16 protein-coding genes and 1 pseudogene (1 of these 17 running past the window's edge) are annotated in these 19062 nt (G+C 53.9%); 7 read left to right on the forward strand and 10 right to left on the reverse strand.

The genetic code is table 11. The features are described from left to right. The 3 genes from tyrS to AWR27_RS13295 all read right to left on the reverse strand — a co-directional run. On the reverse strand, positions 1-519 hold the beginning of the coding sequence (tyrS, locus tag AWR27_RS13285) for a tyrosine--tRNA ligase (RefSeq protein WP_077131607.1). 777 nt of this gene lie to the left of the window's left edge; 519 of the gene's 1296 nt are visible here — the first part of the coding sequence; the start codon lies at positions 517-519; its stop codon lies beyond the left edge, outside the window. A gap of 69 nt (positions 520-588) precedes the next feature. Continuing rightward, the gene (locus AWR27_RS13290; protein ID WP_077131608.1) at positions 589-1824 is read right to left on the reverse strand and encodes an S-adenosylmethionine:tRNA ribosyltransferase-isomerase; all 1236 of its coding nucleotides are present in this window, start codon (positions 1822-1824) and stop codon (positions 589-591) included. Then, entirely contained in the window at positions 1817-2326 is a 510-nt protein-coding gene (locus AWR27_RS13295; RefSeq protein ID WP_077131609.1) for a hypothetical protein, read from the reverse strand. The genes AWR27_RS13290 and AWR27_RS13295 overlap by 8 nt, the downstream gene beginning before the upstream one ends. A 159-nt stretch (positions 2327-2485) precedes the next feature. Between AWR27_RS13295 and AWR27_RS13300 the strand changes: the two genes are divergently transcribed. From AWR27_RS13300 to AWR27_RS13315, 4 genes and pseudogenes are all read left to right on the forward strand, one after another. Next, positions 2486-3037 (forward strand): cob(I)yrinic acid a,c-diamide adenosyltransferase, encoded by a 552-nt coding sequence (locus tag AWR27_RS13300; protein WP_077131610.1) that lies wholly within the window; start codon positions 2486-2488, stop codon positions 3035-3037. A 96-nt stretch (positions 3038-3133) separates the two neighbouring features. Further along, positions 3134-4203 (forward strand): annotated as a pseudogene (locus tag AWR27_RS13305) (branched-chain amino acid aminotransferase). A gap of 88 nt (positions 4204-4291) precedes the next feature. Further along, positions 4292-4492: a hypothetical protein gene (locus AWR27_RS13310; RefSeq protein ID WP_077131611.1), complete on the forward strand. Its 201-nt coding sequence runs from the start codon at positions 4292-4294 to the stop codon at positions 4490-4492. After that, positions 4470-4901, forward strand: a complete 432-nt coding sequence (locus AWR27_RS13315) for a putative toxin-antitoxin system toxin component, PIN family (protein WP_083732843.1) — start codon at positions 4470-4472, stop codon at positions 4899-4901. The genes AWR27_RS13310 and AWR27_RS13315 overlap by 23 nt, the downstream gene beginning before the upstream one ends. 6 nt (positions 4902-4907) lie before the next feature. Here AWR27_RS13315 and AWR27_RS13320 read toward each other — a convergent pair whose 3' ends face one another. Then, complete coding sequence (locus AWR27_RS13320; protein ID WP_077131613.1) at positions 4908-5474, reverse strand: hypothetical protein; 567 nt, start codon at positions 5472-5474, stop codon at positions 4908-4910. A gap of 142 nt (positions 5475-5616) precedes the next feature. Here AWR27_RS13320 and AWR27_RS13325 point away from each other — a divergent pair, with 142 nt between their 5' ends. The 3 genes from AWR27_RS13325 (at position 5617) to AWR27_RS13335 (ending at position 9574) form a co-directional block, all read left to right on the forward strand. Further along, a complete protein-coding gene (locus AWR27_RS13325; protein WP_077131614.1) occupies positions 5617-6951 on the forward strand; it encodes an MFS transporter in 1335 nt (444 codons plus the stop codon). 9 nt (positions 6952-6960) lie between these two features. Continuing rightward, a complete protein-coding gene (locus AWR27_RS13330) occupies positions 6961-7968 on the forward strand; it encodes a sugar kinase (protein ID WP_077131615.1) in 1008 nt (335 codons plus the stop codon). 103 nt (positions 7969-8071) lie between these two features. Next, a complete protein-coding gene (locus AWR27_RS13335; RefSeq protein WP_077131616.1) occupies positions 8072-9574 on the forward strand; it encodes a tagaturonate reductase in 1503 nt (500 codons plus the stop codon). 32 nt (positions 9575-9606) lie between these two features. Here AWR27_RS13335 and AWR27_RS13340 read toward each other — a convergent pair whose 3' ends face one another. From AWR27_RS13340 to AWR27_RS13365, 6 genes are read right to left on the reverse strand one after another with little or no spacing between them, the layout of a single operon-like run. After that, the gene (locus AWR27_RS13340; protein ID WP_077131617.1) at positions 9607-11037 is read right to left on the reverse strand and encodes a DUF3526 domain-containing protein; all 1431 of its coding nucleotides are present in this window, start codon (positions 11035-11037) and stop codon (positions 9607-9609) included. 4 nt (positions 11038-11041) lie between these two features. Next, a complete protein-coding gene (locus AWR27_RS13345; RefSeq protein ID WP_077131618.1) occupies positions 11042-12460 on the reverse strand; it encodes a DUF3526 domain-containing protein in 1419 nt (472 codons plus the stop codon). Positions 12461-12465: 5 nt separating this feature from the next. Next, complete coding sequence (locus AWR27_RS13350) at positions 12466-13182, reverse strand: ABC transporter ATP-binding protein (protein ID WP_077131619.1); 717 nt, start codon at positions 13180-13182, stop codon at positions 12466-12468. A 54-nt stretch (positions 13183-13236) separates the two neighbouring features. Continuing rightward, positions 13237-15603, reverse strand: coding sequence for a TonB-dependent receptor (locus AWR27_RS13355; protein ID WP_077131620.1), 2367 nt, complete (start codon positions 15601-15603; stop codon positions 13237-13239). A gap of 53 nt (positions 15604-15656) precedes the next feature. Beyond that, a complete protein-coding gene (locus AWR27_RS13360) occupies positions 15657-16949 on the reverse strand; it encodes a tetratricopeptide repeat protein (RefSeq protein WP_077131621.1) in 1293 nt (430 codons plus the stop codon). Positions 16950-17003: 54 nt separating this feature from the next. Further along, entirely contained in the window at positions 17004-19049 is a 2046-nt protein-coding gene (locus AWR27_RS13365) for a DUF4331 domain-containing protein (RefSeq protein WP_077131622.1), read from the reverse strand. Positions 19050-19062 lie beyond the last annotated feature (13 nt).

Here is a 19062-nt window from a genome sequence, read left to right on the forward strand (position 1 = left end):
GTAGCCCTGTAAAAGCTGGTACGAAAATTCGGTGAATGAAATTCCGGTCTCGAGCCGTTTCTTCACGGAATCTTTCGCCATCATATAATTGACAGTGATATGTTTGCCCGCTTCGCGCAGGAAACCAAGAAACGAAATTTCCCTGAACCAGTCGTAATTATTGACCATTTCGGCAGAATTGGGCCCGCAGTCGAAATCCAGAAACTTTTCTAACTGCCGACGAATACCATCCTGATTTCGACGTAGGGTATCTTCCGACAAAAATTCGCGCTCGGCGGCCTTGCCCGACGGGTCGCCAATCATGCCGGTAGCTCCGCCCACGAGCGCGAATGGTTTGTGACCGGCGCGTTGCAGATGCACCAGGAGCATAATGGTAGCAAGATTACCAATGTGCAGCGACGCGGCTGTTGGGTCGAAACCAATATAACCAGCCGTCATTTCTCTGCTTAACTGTTCTTCAGTACCAGGGGTCATGTCGTGGAGCATACCACGCCAGCGGAGTTCGTCAATAAAATTCATAGTAAAAGAGTGAAAGAGTGAAAGAGCGAAAGAGTAAAAGGGTGCAGAACTGACAACAGAACCGCCCTTTCACTCTTTCGCTCTTTCACTCTTTGGAATTAAGAGCGATGAATCGCCGTAGCTTAGAAAACGGTAATTTGTGCGTAGAGCCTCATCGTAAACGGCACGCCAGTTGTTGCCAATCAATGCGCTGATCAGTAGAATCAGGGTTGAGCCGGGCTGGTGGAAATTTGTGATGATGCCTTTACAAAGTTTCATTGCATAACCCGGCGTAATATAAATACCCGTATGCGCTATGATGGTCTCCTGTCGGGTGTTTATCAAGTGCTGCAACACGGCCTGCACCGCTTCTTCGGGCGTTGGCTGATACTCGGCAGGAAGCCAGTAGGCGTATTCCTGATCGAGCAGAAACGGGTTAGCCTCGTCGCGCAGAAGTTTTACCCCCATCCAGTACAAACTCTCCAATGCCCGCATCGAGGTTGTGCCAATCGGGATAATGCGCCCCAGATTAGCTACTATGTTTCGCACGTTCTGCTGCGAATACACCACTTGCTCCGTGTGCATCAGATGCTGCCGAACGTCGTCGGTTTTGATGGGCTGGAATGTTCCTGCCCCAACGTGCAGCGTGAGATAGTCGTGACCGATGCCCCGGCGATTCAGATTATCAAAAACAGCTTCGGTAAAATGCAGCCCGGCAGTGGGCGCGGCTACGGCTCCTTCCTTTTCCGAATAAACGGTCTGGTAGGTGTCGCGGTCGGCGTCGATGGGGTCGCGTTTCAGGTATGGCGGTAATGGAATCTCGCCCGCGTACTGAATCAGTTGCGCGAATGTCAGGTTGGTGGGTTGCCAGCTTAGCCGCACCACCGACTGTTCGGAATCGTGCCAGGCTACGGTCAACACAACGTCGCCGGTTGGCGTCGGGATAACGGTTTCGAGGGTTTCGTCGGGCTTCCAGCGTTTACGGTTGCCGATCATACCCTGCCATATGGCCGAGCCGGTAGCCTCCATTGCCTGCGTAATGGGCTGTTCTGCCGGAAATGGGTTCAGCAAAAACAGTTCGATAATGGCTCCGGTTGCCCGCGTAAAGTGCAGCCGCGCCGGAATCACTTTCGTGTTATTAAAGAACAGAAAGCTATCGGACGGTAGTTGGTCGGGCAGATCATAAAAATGCGCGTGGCTGATTTCTCCGGCGCGATAGACGAGCAGTTTCGACGCGTCGCGCCGGGTGAGTGGGAAACGGGCGATTCGGTCATCGGGCAGGTCGTATTGAAACTGCTGCAACGACAAAATTTGCGTGTCAGTCATCGGCAGTTGGTTTTACGAACAAACGAATCGGCAGTGCAACCAGCACTGTCACCAGAATGACCGTGCTAAGGGGCAGCAGCCAGGCATAATCCATTGCCATCTGACTGCGGTCGGAGCGGTTCAGAAACGAAAGCACCATCAGGCCCAATGCGAGAATGGTGTTCACGGCGGCCATCAGAGCTGTAAACCAGTTGGTTACGTTCTCGTTCAGTTGGTCGCGGTGGTGTATCCAAACAGCCTGATTCGGCACCGGCACCTGCGCTGATGGCAACCGAACGAACAGCCGCGATACTAAGTTGACGAGTGTGTTATTCAACAGGAAAATACCAATTGCGAGGTAGAACAACACTTCGCGGTCAATGTATTGAATGGCATAGCCGATGCTGTCGAACCGAACGGCTACTTCATTCGGATACGATATATAGCTGTTGAAGAGCGAAAATAGAAATCCGAAAATGGACAGTACGCGCCACGTTCGGACAAAAAATGTACCGACTTTCATTGTTGAATTGGTGAATGATTGACTGATTGAATGGTTCTGGCATTCATCACTCTACGAAATCAGGCCGCAAAGGTACGGCTGATTCGGTTGTGTTAGGTAGTTTAGCCGTTTGTTTAGGAAAATGGTTTCGTCTTCGTCAGAACGACATAAAATACTACGATGAAAATATACACGAAAACGGGTGATAAGGGCCAAACCGCCCTCATTGGCGGACGCCGGGTGAGTAAAGCTGATTTGCGAATCGATAGCTACGGCACAGTCGATGAGCTAAATTCCTGGATTGGTCTGGTACGCGATCAGGCCGTAAATAGCAACCGCCGGGATTTGCTGAAGGAAATACAGGATCGGCTTTTTACGGTTGGGGCTGAGCTGGCTACCGACCCTGGAAAAGCACCTAAACAGAAAATGCCCGCCATTGTGTCCAACGATGTGAAACTGCTGGAAAATGCGATGGATACGATGGATGCCGAATTACCCGAACTGCGGGCGTTTGTGCTGCCGGGTGGTCATGAAGCCGTATCATACTGCCACCTCGCCCGCACCGTTTGCCGACGTGCCGAACGGCTGGTAATTACCCTGAACGAATCGTCGCCGGTCGATGAACTCGTATTGCAGTACCTCAACCGGCTATCAGATTATCTGTTTGTGTTAAGCCGTAAAATGGCACAGGAATTGAACGCTGAGGAAGTAGCCTGGCAACCGCGTTTGTAAAAAACTTGTCTTGACAACTATCTTTACTCAATTGAAATCCTTAGCTTTGCCACAGCGCGTACAACACCATATAACGCATTAACCAATAGCCTGATTATGACTACGGACGTCTTGCAAATTGAACTGCGGAGAGCCGAATATTCCCGCATTCACGAGGTCGATTTCAACCATCTGCCTTTCGGAAAACACTTCTCAGACCATATGTTCGTGGCTGATTTCATAGACGGTCAGTGGCAGAATCAGATGGTTGTGCCGTTCGACAATTTTACGATCAGCCCGGCCCTATCGTCGCTGCATTATGGGCAGGCGATTTTTGAGGGCATGAAAGCCTACAAAAACGAAGCAGGCGAAGTGCTGTTGTTCCGGCCTTTCGCCAACTTCGAGCGTATGAACGAGTCGGCCCGGCGGATGTGCATGGCAACGCTGACCGAAGATGTGTTTATGGGTGGGCTGGAGAGCCTGCTCCGTATCGATGCCGATTGGGTGCCTACCACGCCCGACAGTTCGCTGTACATTCGTCCGTATATGTTTGCTACGGATACGTTTCTGGGCGTAGCTCCGTCAAAAACGTATCGGTTCTGCATTTTCACCTGTCCGGTGGGCAAATACTACGCTACCCCACCGAAACTGAAAGTTGAAACCGAATATATTCGGTCGGCTCCGGGGGGTGTTGGCTATGCCAAGTGCGCCGGTAACTACGCCGGTTCGATGTACCCAACGATGCTGGCGCAGCAACAGGGCTACGACCAACTGATCTGGACCGACGCCCGCGAGCACAAATACATCGAAGAATCGGGTACGATGAACATTATGTTCGTAATCGACGGTAAGCTGATTACCCCGCCACGTCTGACTCGATTCTGAAAGGCGTAACGCGCGATAGCATTCTGCAAATTGCCCGCTCGTGGGGCATAACCGTAGAAGAGCGGCCCGTGTCGATTGACGAAGTTATCAACGGCATCGAATCGGGTCGGCTGACCGAAGCGTTTGGCGCAGGTACGGCGGTGGTGGTATCGCCTTATTCATTGATTGGCTACAACGGTCACGATTATATGCTACCCGAACACGCCGACGACAGTTCTTTCTCGACCCGCGTTAAAAATTACCTGACTGACCTTCGCACGGGCAAAATTGCCGACGAATTCGGCTGGATGCATACGGTATAGCATCTTTTTTTAGGAATCTGAAACGCCCGGTAACACATGATATTGGGCGTTTTATTTATATTTATATCCGCAATTTCAGACAAATACTATGACGCGTACTGAGTTCATCAACACATTTAACTCGTTTCCGGCTCGCGACCGGCTACTGATTGCCAAGCAGATCCAAACGGAAATGGCAGATCAGCTATTTGAGGAACTTGATAGCGAGCTACCTGACGAAACCATAAGTATGGCTGATATCATGAAAGAGGTAAAAGCGTATCGGAATGCCCGTAAAAAGAAAGATTAATGTAGTATTGGATGCCAATTGGTTCGTGTCGGCGTGCATAAGCCGCAACTCACGGCGAACGGTATACTATAAAATTCTGCGTAATGATCGATTACGGGCGTATTATTCATCAGAACTCGTAGAAGAGTTTCGGGGAGTTATCAGTCGGCGTAAGTTCGCTAAAAAAATTACGATGGCGCAAGTCAACCGCTTCCAATCATTGGCTCAGCTTTTCATGAGACACATTGATGGATTACCTGTAACGGGTGTGGTTCGTGACAAGAACGATGACTATTTATTAGGGGTATGTAAGGCTTGTCATGCTGATTTTTTAATAACAGGCGATGATGACCTGTTAATAGTGGGTACGTTTGAGCAAACAACTATTCTGAGCATGGGGCAATTCCTGCAAATTCTACCCCTGTTGTAAGCTAAATCATCTCCCTCGAAATTCACCACCTACAATACTGATCTTCAAGCCGTAATCTTTTCCCTTCGACACGTCGCGCAGCGTAACAGTTTTGCCGGAGGCCGACCACGACAGGCCACCGTTGGCGGGTTTAGGCATTCCGTAGCGGCTTGTGAAATAGGCCCGCAAATCGGTTTGGTGAGCCTCTGCCGACTGTTTCGTATTCAGATACAGGTCGGCGTCGATAGCCGAAACGTTTTGATTGGTCTGATAATATAGCACGTCTGCCGATTCGAGGTTGCTGAACTCCACCGTGTAGCCTGCGTGTTCGGCATCGCTCTCGAAGGGTTCGCCTTTTTCTTTGCCTTTCACGGTTGAAAACGCATCGCCAAGGCTGATGCCGCGCCAGTCGCTGTCAGTGGTCAGGCCGAGGTTCGTGAGCCGGTCCGTGAGCTGAACAGCGGTTGGGGGTGCATCGGTGCTGCCGATGCGGGTCGAATCAACGGCGGTGGCGTCGGTGGTTGTTCGGGTCTGGCAGGCTTGCAGCATATAGCAACACAGACTGGCAAAAAATAGAATACGTACAGAAGACATATACAAGAGAAATAGGTTGGGCAAATATCCTGCGGAGACGCGCTATTTCAAACAGCTTTGCGCAATTGTCGGTGGTATTTAATCAAGTAAAATAGCTTGATTACGCGCTTTTCAGAAACCAAGACTCTTTTCGATTCTGCCGATGCCTACTACAACCGGTCGCTTTCGCTGGCGAATTGTTGCGCTGCTTTTTCTGGCGACGACCATTAATTATATCGACCGGCAGGTGCTGTCTTTTACGATGACCGACGACATTTTCCGCAAGGAGATGCTCGATATTGCGCCCAATGCGCCACTGACCAAAGAAGCTATCGACCGATTCAAAATTTTGTACGGCGACGTAAACGCGGCTTTCAATTTCGCCTATGCCATTGGTTTTCTGTTTGTTGGCTGGCTGATCGACCGTATTGGTACGCGCCGGGGGTTTGCGCTGGGCATCCTGGTCTGGAGTACGGCAGCCGTACTAAGTACGTTTGTGCAGAATATGGCCGGGTTGCGCTGGGTGCGCATTCTGCTCGGTTTGGGCGAATCGGCCAACTTTCCGTCGTCGGTGAAAACGGTAGCCGAGTGGTTTCCACGTCGGGAGCGGTCGTTTGCCAATGGGTTATTCAACGCAGGTACTAACGTCGGCATTATTCTAACCGCCTTACTTGTGCCGGTTCTGATTCTCCAGTTTGGCTGGCGCAGTTCATTTTTCGTTACGGGTCTGCTCGGTTTTGGTCTGTTGGTGGTCTGGTGGTTTACGTATAGCAAACCCGAACGCAGCCGCCAACTGTCGGCCAACGAATTGGCGTATATCCGTAGCGACACCGACTCAACACCCCCTGTTAAAGTTTCGTGGGGGCGGCTGCTGGGCTATAAACAGACGTGGGCCTTTGCCATTGGCAAGTTCATGGCCGACCCGATCTGGTGGTTTTACATGTCGTGGCTTCCCGATTTTTTCAACTCTAACGACGCCCTCGACCAGAAACTCGACCTGAAAAGTTTTGGCATCCCATTCCTGATTATCTACGTCGTATCTGACGCGGGCAGCGTGTTTTTCGGCTGGTTCACCACCCAGCTAATGAACCGGGGCTGGTCGGCCAACCGGGCACGAAAAACAACCATGCTCATTTGTGCTCTGTGTATAGTACCCATTTTTTTTGCTGCTCAAACCAGTAGCCTGACCGTTGCTATTGGCCTGATTGCGCTGGCTACGGCGGCCCATCAGGGCTGGTCGGCCAACATGTACACGTTTGCATCTGATTTGTTTCCGCGCACGGTTGTAGCGTCGGTAACGGGTATTGGTGGTATGTTTGGTGCCATTGGCGGCATACTTCTGTCGCTGCTGGCGGGTCGAATCATCACTGCATTTGGTTATGAGCCTATGTTTATTATTGCCAGTTGCACCTACCTGGTAGCTTTGCTGCTCATTCACTGGGTTTTGCCCAAAATGGAGCCGGTAAAAGCCGAAGAATTAATGCACGAATTAGTTTAAGTCCTGCTTATGAGTATCGTAACATTTGGGGAGGTGATGATGCGGCTGAGTCCGCCGGGTGTTGAGCGATTCGCCCAAACCGACACACTGACCATGCATTTTGGCGGCACTGAGGCCAACGTAGCCGTTTCGCTCGCGCAGTTTGGCTTATCGGCCACGCACGTCACGCGCTTTCCCGATCATGCGCTGGGGCGGGCTGCGTCGGGGTATCTACGTCGGTATGGCGTTCAAACCCAGCATGTTCGGCACGGCGACGGGCGCATGGGCCTCTATTTCCTGGAAACCGGCGCCGGAAGCCGCGCAAGCCAGATTGTTTATGATCGCATCGACTCGGCCTTTGCCCGGATCAGGCCCGGCGAGGTCGATTGGGAACACATTTTGCAAGGCTCGCCGGGTGCGCCGGTACGCTGGTTTCACTGGACGGGCATTACCCCCGCCCTATCGCAGGGTGCTGCCGACTGCTTGCTGGATGGCATTCAGACCGCCAATCGGCTCGGCATTCCTGTTTCGGGCGATATTGTTTACCGCTCTAACCTCTGGCAATATGGCCGCACTCCCCAGGAAATTATGCCTGCCCTAACCGAAGGCTGCACGCTGATTCTGGGCGGAAAAGCACTGTTCTCGGAAATTTATGGCGTAGTAGGCAGCACCTTTATCGAAGCAGGGCGGGCTATGATAGACCGTTTCCCACGTCTTCGCTACGTGACCGATACGAAACGAACATCGATCAGCGCGTCGCATAACCAACTGTCGGCCAAGCTATTCGATGGTGAGCAGGTCTACAAATCACGCGTCTATACTATGCAGCCCATCGTAGATCGGATTGGCACGGGCGATGCTTATATGGCCGGGCTGATCTACGGTTTGCTCGAATTCAACGACTCGCAACGGGCCGTTGAATTCGGCGCGGCAGCGTCGGCATTGAAACACACGATTCCGGGCGATGTGAATCTGGCAACGGTGGCTGAGGTGGAAACACTGGCAAACGGCGACGAGTCAGGAAGGCTCAAGCGATAAGCCAATTCCTAAAAAGCTGTTCGCATTCGCCCCATTGTTCGTAATATTGCTTCCGTTTCCCCGGCCTGCCCCGAAACGGAAATACCACTGACTATTAACTCCAATGTCTCAACTGAATCGTTCAACCCATCCGGCACCTGAGTTTCCTGAAAAAATTCTGCAATTTGGTACAGGCGTACTATTGCGCGGTCTGCCCGATTATTTAGTACACAAAGCCAATGCCGCCGGTCGATTCAACGGCTCCATTGTGGTGGTTAAATCGACAGATGGGCAAACCGACGAGTTTCAGGAGCAGGATAACCTGTATACGGTGGCCGTTCGAGGTATTCGGAATGGGCAGTCCGTTTCAGAAACAACGGTTGTGTCGGCCATAAGCCGGGTGTTGGCAGCTCAGACGCAGTGGGAAGACATTCTGCGTCTGGCCCGCAATCCGGCACTGCAAATCGTGATCTCCAATACCACCGAAGTGGGGCTGAATTATGTTGAAGAAAGTATTTTTCAGAAGCCGCCCCAATCGTTTCCGGGTAAGCTGACAGCCTTTCTGTATGAGCGATTTCGCAGCGTAGGCGGTTCCAAAGCCAAAGGATTAGTGGTCGTACCGACTGAACTCGTGACCGACAATGGCCTGGTTCTGCGTGATGCCGTTGAACGATTGTCGACCTACAACGAACTCGGCAAGCTATTTGTCAAATGGCTGAAATTCCATGTCCGTTTCTGCAACACGTTGGTTGATCGGATTGTAACGCGCCCAACTCACGATGCGCAACAGGCTCTTCAGACCGAATTAGGCTATGAAGACAATCTGCTGACCTTCACGGAACCGTATCACCTGTGGGCCATCGAGGGCGACGACCGGGTGCGGCAAACATTATCTTTTGCCGATGCCAGCACGCCCGAAATTATCATCGAAGAAGACATCAATTTTTATAAGGAACGTAAGTTGCGCATTCTCAATGGCACCCACACGCTGACCATGCCGCTGGGCTATTTGCTCGGTCTGGAAACCGTGGCCGACGAGATGAATCAACCCGCCATGAGCCGGTTTATTGAATCGCTGATGCTGGACGAAATTGTGCCAACTGTGCCGGACTATGGCGTTCCGGGTATGGATAAAGCTGCTGTGGCACAATTCGCCCACGACGTGCTCGACCGTTTCCGTAACCCTCATCTCGATCATCTGCTGTTGAAGATTTCGTTTCAGCAAACGGCCAAAATGCAGGCCCGCAACGTGGCAACGCTGCAACGGTACTACGAAAAGTTCAACGCCGTACCGCAACGAATGGCGTTGGGCTTTGCCGCCTACCTGCTGTTTATGCGGGCATTGCGCGAAGAAGAAGGGCAGTTTATCGGCGAGATTTCAGTAAACGATGGCCTGATTTCCTACCCGATTACCGACGAAAAAGCCGCTTATTTCTACGGCGACTGGCAGACCGTGAAGATCGACGATTCGGCTACGGTACAGGCGTTCGTAAAAAGCGTACTGTCGGACGCTACCCTCTGGAAAGCCGACCTCAGCACGTTGCCGGGCTTTGTCGATGCCGTGGCAGGCTACCTTAATTTGTTGTTAACGCAAGGGGCAGAGAAAACGCTGGCCGGGGTGGCGTAACGTGCTCCTCCGGGACAATCCAGCGGCTCCACTCAATATGCCAGCTTTATCTGTCGGATGCGTATGGTTGCCAGCGTGATGCAGCCGAGCGTGGCAACTACCAGATACAGCAGATTCTGCCAGTTGGCGGGTGTAAACAACAATCCGCCGGGAGCAACGTAGCGAAACTTGGGTACTCTGTCGAGGTGGGCAGGCGTGAATTTTTCCATCCGGTACACCAACGGAGCGAAGTAGTTGCGGAAAGCCGCGTGGTAATCCGTTACCTGCCGTTCAAAGTCGGCATAACGGCTCTCGCCCGTACCGGCAACATCGTTGAGCGACTGCTGCATAAACACCGCAGGCGACAAAAATCGGTAGCGGCTCACCATCGCCTGCCGCTCAGCCATTCGTTGGGCAAACTGCTCCAGTACACCTTCCATTGCCAGTTCTACCTCCAGCCTCGACCGCAGCATCTGAACCGTTCGGTCTTTGGGGTCGGGGGCGGTTTTAGGGGTAAATTCAGGATGTTCTTCGTAGAAACGAGCCACAGTTCCTTTGTCTTTAGCCAGTTCGTCGGCGGCATCACGGCTTTGCGTAATCAGGTCGATGCGCGATGGCATGGGATGCACGCTATCGACACACACAGCCAGAACCGTTGGGATGAGTAATACGAAACCTAACCACAACCCTACCAGCAGGGCTGCGTTGTAGCCCGACTCGCGCCCAAAACTGTTGACCAGAAACGACAGCGCGAACCAGAAGGCCGAATAGAGGGCTGTCAGCAACAGCAGGTAAGCTACCTCGCCTACGGCCTGCCCCAGCGGAACGCCAAACAACAGTAATCCGCTCACCACCAGCATACTAAACAGTCCATTGATCAGTACGTAGCGAAACATGTATCGATAGCCCGCCACCTGACTCAGCGGGGCTGTTTCGGTTAGCAGCAGAGCCAGTGTTCCCTGTTCGCGCTCCGACGAAACAAGGTTGTAGGTAAACGCAATGATCAGGAGGGGCAACAGGTATATGATGACAAACGATAGGTCGAACGCGCCGTTGAACAGCACACGCGGATTTTCGAGTTCTTCACTATGATAGAGTGCCTGTCGTTTCGAGAGCGTCAGCTTGTAATAATACGGATACAGATCCCCCTGCCCTACCGACGTCAGAGCCAGCGCATAGGGCGGGAGCGTGGCATACCGGGCACCCATCCGATTACCGAAATAAAACGGATTGGTTGGATCACCAAAATGCCCACCGTCGAAGTGCTGTCCCGGTTTAGCCTGTGCAATTTGCTGCCGGAAGTGGGCATAGTCGGCCCGTTCCTGTTGGGCAATTGCGGCAAGTGTATCGCGCTGGAAGGTTGTGCGTTGCCAGCCCGTCCAGAGCGCAATCAGCACGAAAGCACTTAATAGGCCGGGCACAATCAGGAGCAGCCGGTTCGCACGCAGGGCCAGAAAGTCGTAGCGAGTGATGTGTCGGAACATAGGCTTACAGGTCGAGTCGGATGCGGTAGGCGGTTTGGTTTAGGAGAAAAGCGACCACGAAAATCCAGACAGACAGCGCGGCTAAACTCAATACAAGCTGTTGCAGAACGAACCGGAACGGCGGTGGTTCGTACCGGAACGGTGGCACGGCTTTCCAGAGTGCGGGGCCAACCTGATAAGCAGCCTGCCCCGCGCCATGCTGGATGATGTCGCGGTTCATAGTCTGGGCAATAAGCTGCCGATGCTGCTCGGCCTGTTTGGCAAAGTGTAGCTGTTTGGGCAGGTTGGTTCCGGCCAGCCCCGCCGACAGGCTCTGCATTGCCAGTGCGGGCGACAACCCGTTTATCAGGTCCATCAGTGCATCCTGCCGGGCATAGGTTTCGTGCAATGCCCCGTAGTTGTGGGCATAAATCAATTCGCCATATTCTTCGCCTTCCTGCAACAAAACCCCCTGATAGCCAATCGGTAGCTTCGTGATTGTGTCGACTCCGTAACGGGTCAACAACGAATCATCGAGCCGTTTCCGACGCAGTGATACCGGTGTTTTGCGGTCGATACCCAGTTCATTGTCGAGCCGGACGTTGTGCGAAAACGCGAACGACGACGGAGCCGGATAAACCGTTTTTGCCAGACTACTGCCCAGCCGTGGCACCACAAACGTACCAAACGCCCAAAGGCCCAGCAACGTAACCAAAGCTATTCCCGATCCCGACGCCCGCGCCGATACCAGCAGCGCAACGCCTGTCCACAAGGCAAAATAAACGAGATAGATTGCCAGCATCAGCCCCAGGTTCGGCAGTATGTCGAAAAACGCGTCTGTACCACCCGCCAGCCAGACTGCCATGCCAGCCAACACCAGCATCGGCGCAACCAACGCCAGCACCACCCGATAAAGTGCAACGGCTTTGCCCCACAATATATAACGGGGAGCTACGCCGGCACTGAACAGCAGCCGCAGTGTACCACCCTCGCGCTCTTTGGTGAACAGGTTGAAGCCCAGCAGCACTATTGCCAGCGGCACCAGAAACTGCCACACAAAACCCACTGTCAGCGAACCGAACCTCGCCAGATTGCCCGCATCGTTGGCGTCGCGCTGTTTCACTTCGTTCTGGTTGTGGGCTTCCAGCCAAACGGCCTGACCGAGATAGTTTTCCAGACCCCGATCCAATACCGACAGGGGCGACAGGGGTTTGTAGACATAAAACCCGTAGTGTGCGGCTCCGTGCGGATTTTTAGTACCCTGTGCCAGCCACTGCCGATAGCTTGCGTCCGCTGCATCAGTATGCGTTCGATTCGTGCTTACATACGTCGTATACCCTGATGCCAAAGCCACGGCAAACAGCGCGTAGAGCGTCAGCCCGATCCAGCGTACCCGACGGTCCTGCCCGTAATCGGCCATTTCTTTCTGAACCAGATTCAGCATGGTTGTTACGGGGTCACGGGTTCGTTTGAAACAGCTTTCATATAAATAGCTTCCAACTCGGCGGGGGTTACGTCGGCGGCATCGAGTTCGCAGACCAGAACGCCGTCGCGCATAATACCGATGCGGTCGGCAGCTTCTTTGGCTCGAAACAGATCGTGCGTCACCATCAGAATAGCCACACCATCGTCGCGTATGGATCGAATCAGGTTTGAGAACTCGTTGCTGGCGAGCGGATCGAGACCACTGGTCGGTTCGTCGAGAAACAGGGCTTTGGCCTGTTTGGCTAAAGCCATGGCAATACCCACTTTCTGGCGCATTCCTTTCGAGTAAGTTCCAACGTTCTGTGCATGTGCATCAGTCTGCAAACCAGCCCGGTTCAGCAGATCGCGAAGTTGTGTGTCCGTGTAATTCCGGCCCGATAACCCACTGAAAAAGGCGAGATTTTGCAGACCCGTCAGGTACGGGTACAGCATTACGTTTTCGGGAATGTAGGCTACCAGCGGTTTAGTGGCGGCACCCCCTTCGCGCAGTTCGATGCCATCGATGAATACCTGCCCGGACGTGGGTTCCAGAAAGCCCATGAAGAGGTTGATGGTCGTGCTTTTACCCGCGCCGTTGGCACCCAGCAGTGCGTAAATTTCGCCCGCCTGTACGTGCAGATTCAACTCCCGCAACGCAGTTTTCCGGTCGTATCGTTTCGTGAGGTTTATTGCCTGAAGCATACGCAAGGTAGAGACGGATAAAGAGAATTTAAGTTAGGTAGGGAACCGATTCATTCATTCACGCTTTCGGCCAGTGAACGTGTACATCAGCCCCAGCATGGCCGTGCGTGGCTGACCGGGGTTATATTGGGTGCGGTCGGTAGCGTTGTTGCCCCGGCTGGCCGAATTGGCGTACAGTTCGTTGGTGGCGTTCAACACGTTGACAAACACCTCGGCTCCGCGCCAGACGTAACCCGCACGCAGGTTGAGCAAACTGACGCCCCGACCACCCAGAAAGCCCCGGTCGTCGTAGCGATAGCGGTTAACCTGATCGACATACCACCAGCCAATACGTTGCCACTCCGCCGACAGCCGCAGTCCCTTCGCCCAGCCCGGTTTATAAATAACTTCGGTGTTACCGAGCCAGTTGGGCGACGAAGGCATGTCGAAGCCATCGAGTTTCTGCACAGCGTCGGTAGCGCGGGTAGAGAGCGTAAAGTCAACGAAGCGGTGAATGGCCCGCGTACCGCTGAACCGGATGAGCCAAGCATCGGTAGGCCGGTAGCTCAGACTCCACTCGACGCCCCGGTGTAGGGTCTGCCCGGCACTCTGAAAGTCGGTGTTACCGTCGGGCTGACGGATGCTCAGGATTTCATCGCGGGCATCCATATGGTAATAAGCCAGGTCGATATACAGCCGGTTTTTCAGCAACGACGCCCAGCCGCCCACTTCGCGGTTACTGAACTGTGCTGGTTTCAGGTTGTAATAAAACAAATCCTGACCGGGCTTCGGGTTGGGCCGTGGCCGAAAAATAGCCGACAGGCCCGGTGGGGCAAATCCCCGGCTGTAGTTGGCATATACGCCTACGCCCTGCCCCAAATCGTAGGTCAGACCGAGTTTGGGCGTAAACTGCTGGTAGGTTTTTGTACCGGTAGTTTTGTCGATAAAATTCTGATAATCAAACGCCATTCGGTCGAATCGTCCGCCTGCCGTAAGTTGTAGCCGGTCAAGAGGGCGCACGTCGAGCTGGGCGTATAAGGCTGTATTGAACAGGTTGGCCGCGTAGTTGGACACTTTCAGGTCGGGCCGTTCTTCGAGCAGGCGATACCGCTCCACAGACCGCCCATCGGCCCGCAGGTCGGCGGCTAAGTTGTATCGGTAGGCGTTGTACGACACGGGCGAGTAATCGGCTGAGCCGCCAACGATGAGCTTACTCCGCAGCCCATCGAAGCGTTGGCTATGCTGGGCAAGCAGCCCCCGGCTGGAGAAGGTAGTAATCTGATTTTCAGTCCAGGCAGTGCGTTGTCCAGTGGTCCAGCGCACGGTATGCGTCGGGCTTTGCGGGTAGTAGTTGTCCCGGTAAAACAGTGTTACAAAACTCTCAGAACCTCTTGCCCACTGGTGATTGAGCGTCAATCGGGCACGCATCGAACGAATGTTGCGGTCCATAAAGTCATTGAACACCACATACTGTCGGTTGTAATACGCTACACTGTCGATGCCGCCGTTTACCTGCGAGCGGTAGTTATTGTAGGCCACACTCGCCGTTAGTGTTGTACGATTGGTCAGGTGATAGTCGAGCCGGGCGTTCACCGACGTTTTGTCGTAGTCCATGTGTGGCAGCCAGGTGTCGCGCTGCCGGGCAAAAGAGCCGCCCACAAACACGCCAAGTTTTTTGGTCAGCATACCGCCCGCATTATACTGGACCCGCCGAAACGACCATTGATCGCCCTGTATACCCACGCGCACGGTCGGTATGGCCGTAGGCTGAAAGGTAATCAGGTTGATGGCTCCACCCACGGCTTCCGGCCCATACAGGCTCGATGCCGGGCCACGCACTACCTCGATACTACTGATTGCCAACAGGTTGGTTTCGATCAGCGAATTGTGATTAAACAGGCCCATCGGTCGCAGCGGTACGCCGTCTTCCATATAGAGAAAATAAGCGTTGGTTGAGAGCGGTTGCCGGATCGACATCGAATGCTGCTCATTTTGCAGATTGGGCATCGCTACCCCCGGCACTTTGTTGAGCAGTTCGACCAAGTTCTGCGGGCGCGTTTCCTGAACGAGAGTTGTGTTCAGTTTGGCGATGGCTACGGGAGCTTCGGTGCGCTTTTGCGCTTCGCGGCTCGCCGTTACGACAATGGCTTGCAGGTCTTCGACTGCCGGTTCGAGGGCAATGCGCCACTCGCCGGTGGCGGGTGCCGTCACCAACCGTTCGCGGTAGCCAACAGTTGAAATGCGTAGTTGCCGGGCGTCGGTCGTCAGACTGAACCGCCCGGCCCGGTTAGTGATAGCTCCTGCGGTCGTGCCGGGCACCTGCACCGTAGCCCCGGCGATGGGTTCGTTGCTTTCAGCGTCGTAAACGCAGCCGTTGCGACTGGTTTGAGCGTATGAGAACACACAACCAACCAGCATAAGAAAAAGAGGAAGTAGGCGCATAGGTATCCTGTGCAACTATGTTGCCATGAAAAAATTAACCAGTTTTTAGCTAATTAGAGCAGTTGATTCGGATTGATCTTTTTTGCCATTGCCAGCAGTTTGCCGCCTTCTTCTGAGCGACCACCGGCCATAGCAATAGCACTGGCCCGACGGAGCAATTCGGGGTCTTTATTGCCGGTTCGCATCGCTACGGCCACGTGTTCCTGTGCTTTGGCAATGTTCTTCTGACCGAAATAAACCCAGGCTAACGCGTGGTTCACGTCAATGTTTTTGGGCCGTTTTCTGTATTCTTTCAGCCCATAAACCAATGCCGAATCCAACTGACCAGAGGCCGTATAGAGTTTACACAGTTCCAGGTCAACGGCGTGGCCGGAGCGGGCATCTTCATCGAGCATAGTGGCTACTTCAGCGTATTTCGTCAACGCTTTGGCCTTATCACCCTGCAACGCATACATGTCGGCCATTTCTTCATGGAAGGAGAACTCAGGCATGATCGAGGCCGCCTTGTCGAGCGTAGCTAAAGCGGCTGGATACTGTCGGCGGGCTTTCTGGATGCTGGCTTTTCCGCGCAGGGCGAAGGCATAACTGGGCCGCACTACCAGAATACCATCGTATTCGCGTTCGGCTGCGGCCAACTGCCCCGTGGTTTCGTAGAGATGGCCCAGCGTATTTTTGCTCCAGCAGTAAGGCTCCGAACCGGGCAATCCGGCCTGAACGGCCATTTTCATGGCTTCGATGGCTCCTTTGTAATCACCATAAATTTCGCGAAGGTATGAAGCCCGCGAATACGACTCCAGCGAAGGTTTCAGTTCCTGCATTTTATCGGACATGCTCACGGCCTGTTCGTAGTCGCCCAGTTCTACGTTGGCGTCTACCAGTACCCCATATACGTAAGCGTTGTGCGGGTTGATCTGACGTGCTTTTTCGGCCAATGTTCGCGCTTCGGCAAACTGATGTTGCGACATCTTAACCGACGATTTGAACGTGATAGCTTCAAAGTTTTTCGGGTCGATTGCCAGCACACCGTCCAGAATTTTCAGGATGGCCGGATAATAATACGGATGCTCGCCCGTGATACGCGCTTCGGCGAGGTAGATCATGGCAACCTGTAGCCGGGGTTTTACATCACCGGGATTTTTCCAGATTGCCTGCTGCAACTCTGTTACCTTCTGTTGCGTCCGGGGCCATTCGGGGGTCTTCGCCAGTTCGCCCTGCCGTTGGAACAGCGCAGGCATCGTCGTTGGGTCGTCGGTTGTCTGGGTGGTTTCGGTCGAGGATTTGGACTGGCAACCGACCTGATTGAGCAAAGCCAAACCAACTAAAAATGATATGTATAGCGTGCGCATGGTGGTAGGTTTTGTATTTCCCAACCCTGAGTCAGGGTTGGGGAATGTGAAGGGTCAATGCCGAATAATACGGAGCATGTGTCGGTCGGTGGGCGTGGCTGCTTTCAGCAGATACGCTCCTGGCTGTGTACCCAATTTCAGCGTTCGGCGTTCTACCTCGTCGGCTTCGTTGAGTTTGATCTGACTCACTACCTGCCCCTGCGTGTTTACCACACTCAGTTGTAATGCCTGTTTTGCAGCACCCCGCACTTCAATGGTCACTTCTTCGGCAGTAGTCGGATTTCCTAAAATACGCATGCGTAATCCGGTAGCTTCTTCTTCCAGAGCAGCTACACGAGCCGGCTGATGCGGAGTCGATGTAGGCACAAACGAGTTAGGTCCGGTGTACTCATTACCGATAAAGCCGCGCCAGGGGTCCTGTACGAAGGGGAAGTTTGCCTTGAACGTCGTGTCATTTTTGGTGATGCCCGCGTTGAAGCCCAATACGTTGCCAAGCTGCGGTGTAACGGGACTGGGTGAGGTGCCGGGGGTGAAATCATCGTACCACAAGCCCAGTGCCGCCAGCACCACGCCCCCCACCGCCTGCAACTCAATCGTCGTCACGTCATCCTCCAGCCGACGACCGTTGGGAAAGCCGTCCATGTTGGGAATGAACTGCAAGTTGGGGTTGGTGTAGCGGCTGTCGGTCAGCCCCAGTACGGCTGCCTGCACCAGCCCCAACGACGAAAACTCCGGGGCCGAGCGGGGCGTAGCGGGTACGGCCATGTTCAGCCGCAGCATGTCGCCCAGTGTGGGCAAAAAGTTGTGGACGAAGGGCTTGCCCACGGCTAAGGGGTTGCCGTTCTTGCCCGTTGCCAACTGGTAAGGAGCCAGGTTGGGTACGCCCGTGTAGAAGATGGGCAGCAGGTCGACGGCGCGGGGGCTGGCGTTGTTGGGCAGCAGGACGGCCCCGAAGGCGTTCTCGGCCAGAGCCGTGCCATTGAGGGCGGCATTGCCTTTGAGGGTGAACAGGCCCGGTTTGCCGTTGCGGAAGTCGAAGCTACCCAGCGACCGCGACTGAATCCGTAGCGCGGCTAAACCCGGCACAGCCCCGCCAAACTGCGAATCGTCCATGTAGAGGGCGAGTTCGGGGTTGACAAAGTACTGGGCAAAGCGCAGGTCGTTGTTGTTGTAGGGAGTCAGGGCATTCCAGCGGTCTTTCTGGCCGATGGGGATGACGACCTCGTTGGTCAGGGGCATCCCCAGCCGGGAGACCTGCACGTACTCGCCATCGAAGCCCACGTCGCCCTCGTTGTAGAAAGTGCGGATGCGCTGGCGGGATGCCGAAGCCCAAACGCCAATCACATAGTCAGGGTCGAGAATGTTGGCGGCCTGAGCCACGTTCTTTCTGTCTTTTTGGAGGGTCGATACGGGCACTTCGATAGCAATAGTATGGCAGTTGTACTTTGCCACTGCATCCGGGCCGGGTTGCCGGAAATTACCAACGTCAAACGCTCCGCCCAAATCGACGAAGAACGGGTCATCGACCGGACCGCAGAATATCCGTTCGCCCGTCGACGCGGTCATGATGGCACGGGTAGCCAGTGTATTGTAATTCGGTGCGCCTAAGCCGACTGTCTTATTTTCGATGGAACGCGGGCCGATATTAGCTGGTGGCACAATGCCATTGCTGATAATCGTCTGGAAGGTTCTGCCCCCATCCATGCTACGTTCGCAGGTATACGTTGCCCGCTGGTTTTGCTTGCCCAGCCGAATGTTGAAAAACGTGGTCGGGTCTTCGTTCGTTACCTGAAAAGTAAAGCGGTAGGTGATGTCGTCGCCGGGGGTATCGGCCCGGTTCTTTACGTGAATTTCGTACCGGATTCGTTCGCCAAATGTGTACCAGTTCGGGCCACCTGCAGGGTCTTCAAACGGAATGTAGTTGGCAATCAGAACAATTCGTTCGGCATTGACTGGGCTTTTGAAGGCGTAAACGTCGGTGTTGTCGGCCAGCGGATCGTTCGAAATAAGCGGAGCTTCGCGGTGACTTGAGGCCACTGACGGACTAAATGGCAAGGCGGCTACTACCGTCGCTACCAGCAGAATGAGTAACTTTTTCATGTTGTCAGGAACG

The organism is Spirosoma montaniterrae, from assembly GCF_001988955.1.
Classification (GTDB): Bacteria; Bacteroidota; Bacteroidia; order Cytophagales; family Spirosomataceae; genus Spirosoma; species Spirosoma montaniterrae.

Excerpts from the sequence above, each read along its gene's own strand:
- AWR27_RS13290 (WP_077131608.1), bottom strand. The coding sequence starts at position 1,824 with ATGACTGACACGCAAATTTTGTCGTTGCAGCAGTTTCAATACGACCTG.
- AWR27_RS13295 (WP_077131609.1), bottom strand. The coding sequence starts at position 2,326 with ATGAAAGTCGGTACATTTTTTGTCCGAACGTGGCGCGTACTGTCCATT.
- AWR27_RS13300 (WP_077131610.1), top strand. The coding sequence starts at position 2,486 with ATGAAAATATACACGAAAACGGGTGATAAGGGCCAAACCGCCCTCATT.
- AWR27_RS13310 (WP_077131611.1), top strand. The coding sequence starts at position 4,292 with ATGACGCGTACTGAGTTCATCAACACATTTAACTCGTTTCCGGCTCGC.
- AWR27_RS13315 (WP_083732843.1), top strand. The coding sequence starts at position 4,470 with ATGCCCGTAAAAAGAAAGATTAATGTAGTATTGGATGCCAATTGGTTC.
- AWR27_RS13320 (WP_077131613.1), bottom strand. The coding sequence starts at position 5,474 with ATGTCTTCTGTACGTATTCTATTTTTTGCCAGTCTGTGTTGCTATATG.
- AWR27_RS13325 (WP_077131614.1), top strand. The coding sequence starts at position 5,617 with ATGCCTACTACAACCGGTCGCTTTCGCTGGCGAATTGTTGCGCTGCTT.
- AWR27_RS13330 (WP_077131615.1), top strand. The coding sequence starts at position 6,961 with ATGAGTATCGTAACATTTGGGGAGGTGATGATGCGGCTGAGTCCGCCG.
- AWR27_RS13335 (WP_077131616.1), top strand. The coding sequence starts at position 8,072 with ATGTCTCAACTGAATCGTTCAACCCATCCGGCACCTGAGTTTCCTGAA.
- AWR27_RS13340 (WP_077131617.1), bottom strand. The coding sequence starts at position 11,037 with ATGTTCCGACACATCACTCGCTACGACTTTCTGGCCCTGCGTGCGAAC.
- AWR27_RS13345 (WP_077131618.1), bottom strand. The coding sequence starts at position 12,460 with ATGCTGAATCTGGTTCAGAAAGAAATGGCCGATTACGGGCAGGACCGT.
- AWR27_RS13350 (WP_077131619.1), bottom strand. The coding sequence starts at position 13,182 with ATGCTTCAGGCAATAAACCTCACGAAACGATACGACCGGAAAACTGCG.
- AWR27_RS13355 (WP_077131620.1), bottom strand. The coding sequence starts at position 15,603 with ATGCGCCTACTTCCTCTTTTTCTTATGCTGGTTGGTTGTGTGTTCTCA.
- AWR27_RS13360 (WP_077131621.1), bottom strand. The coding sequence starts at position 16,949 with ATGCGCACGCTATACATATCATTTTTAGTTGGTTTGGCTTTGCTCAAT.
- AWR27_RS13365 (WP_077131622.1), bottom strand. The coding sequence starts at position 19,049 with ATGAAAAAGTTACTCATTCTGCTGGTAGCGACGGTAGTAGCCGCCTTG.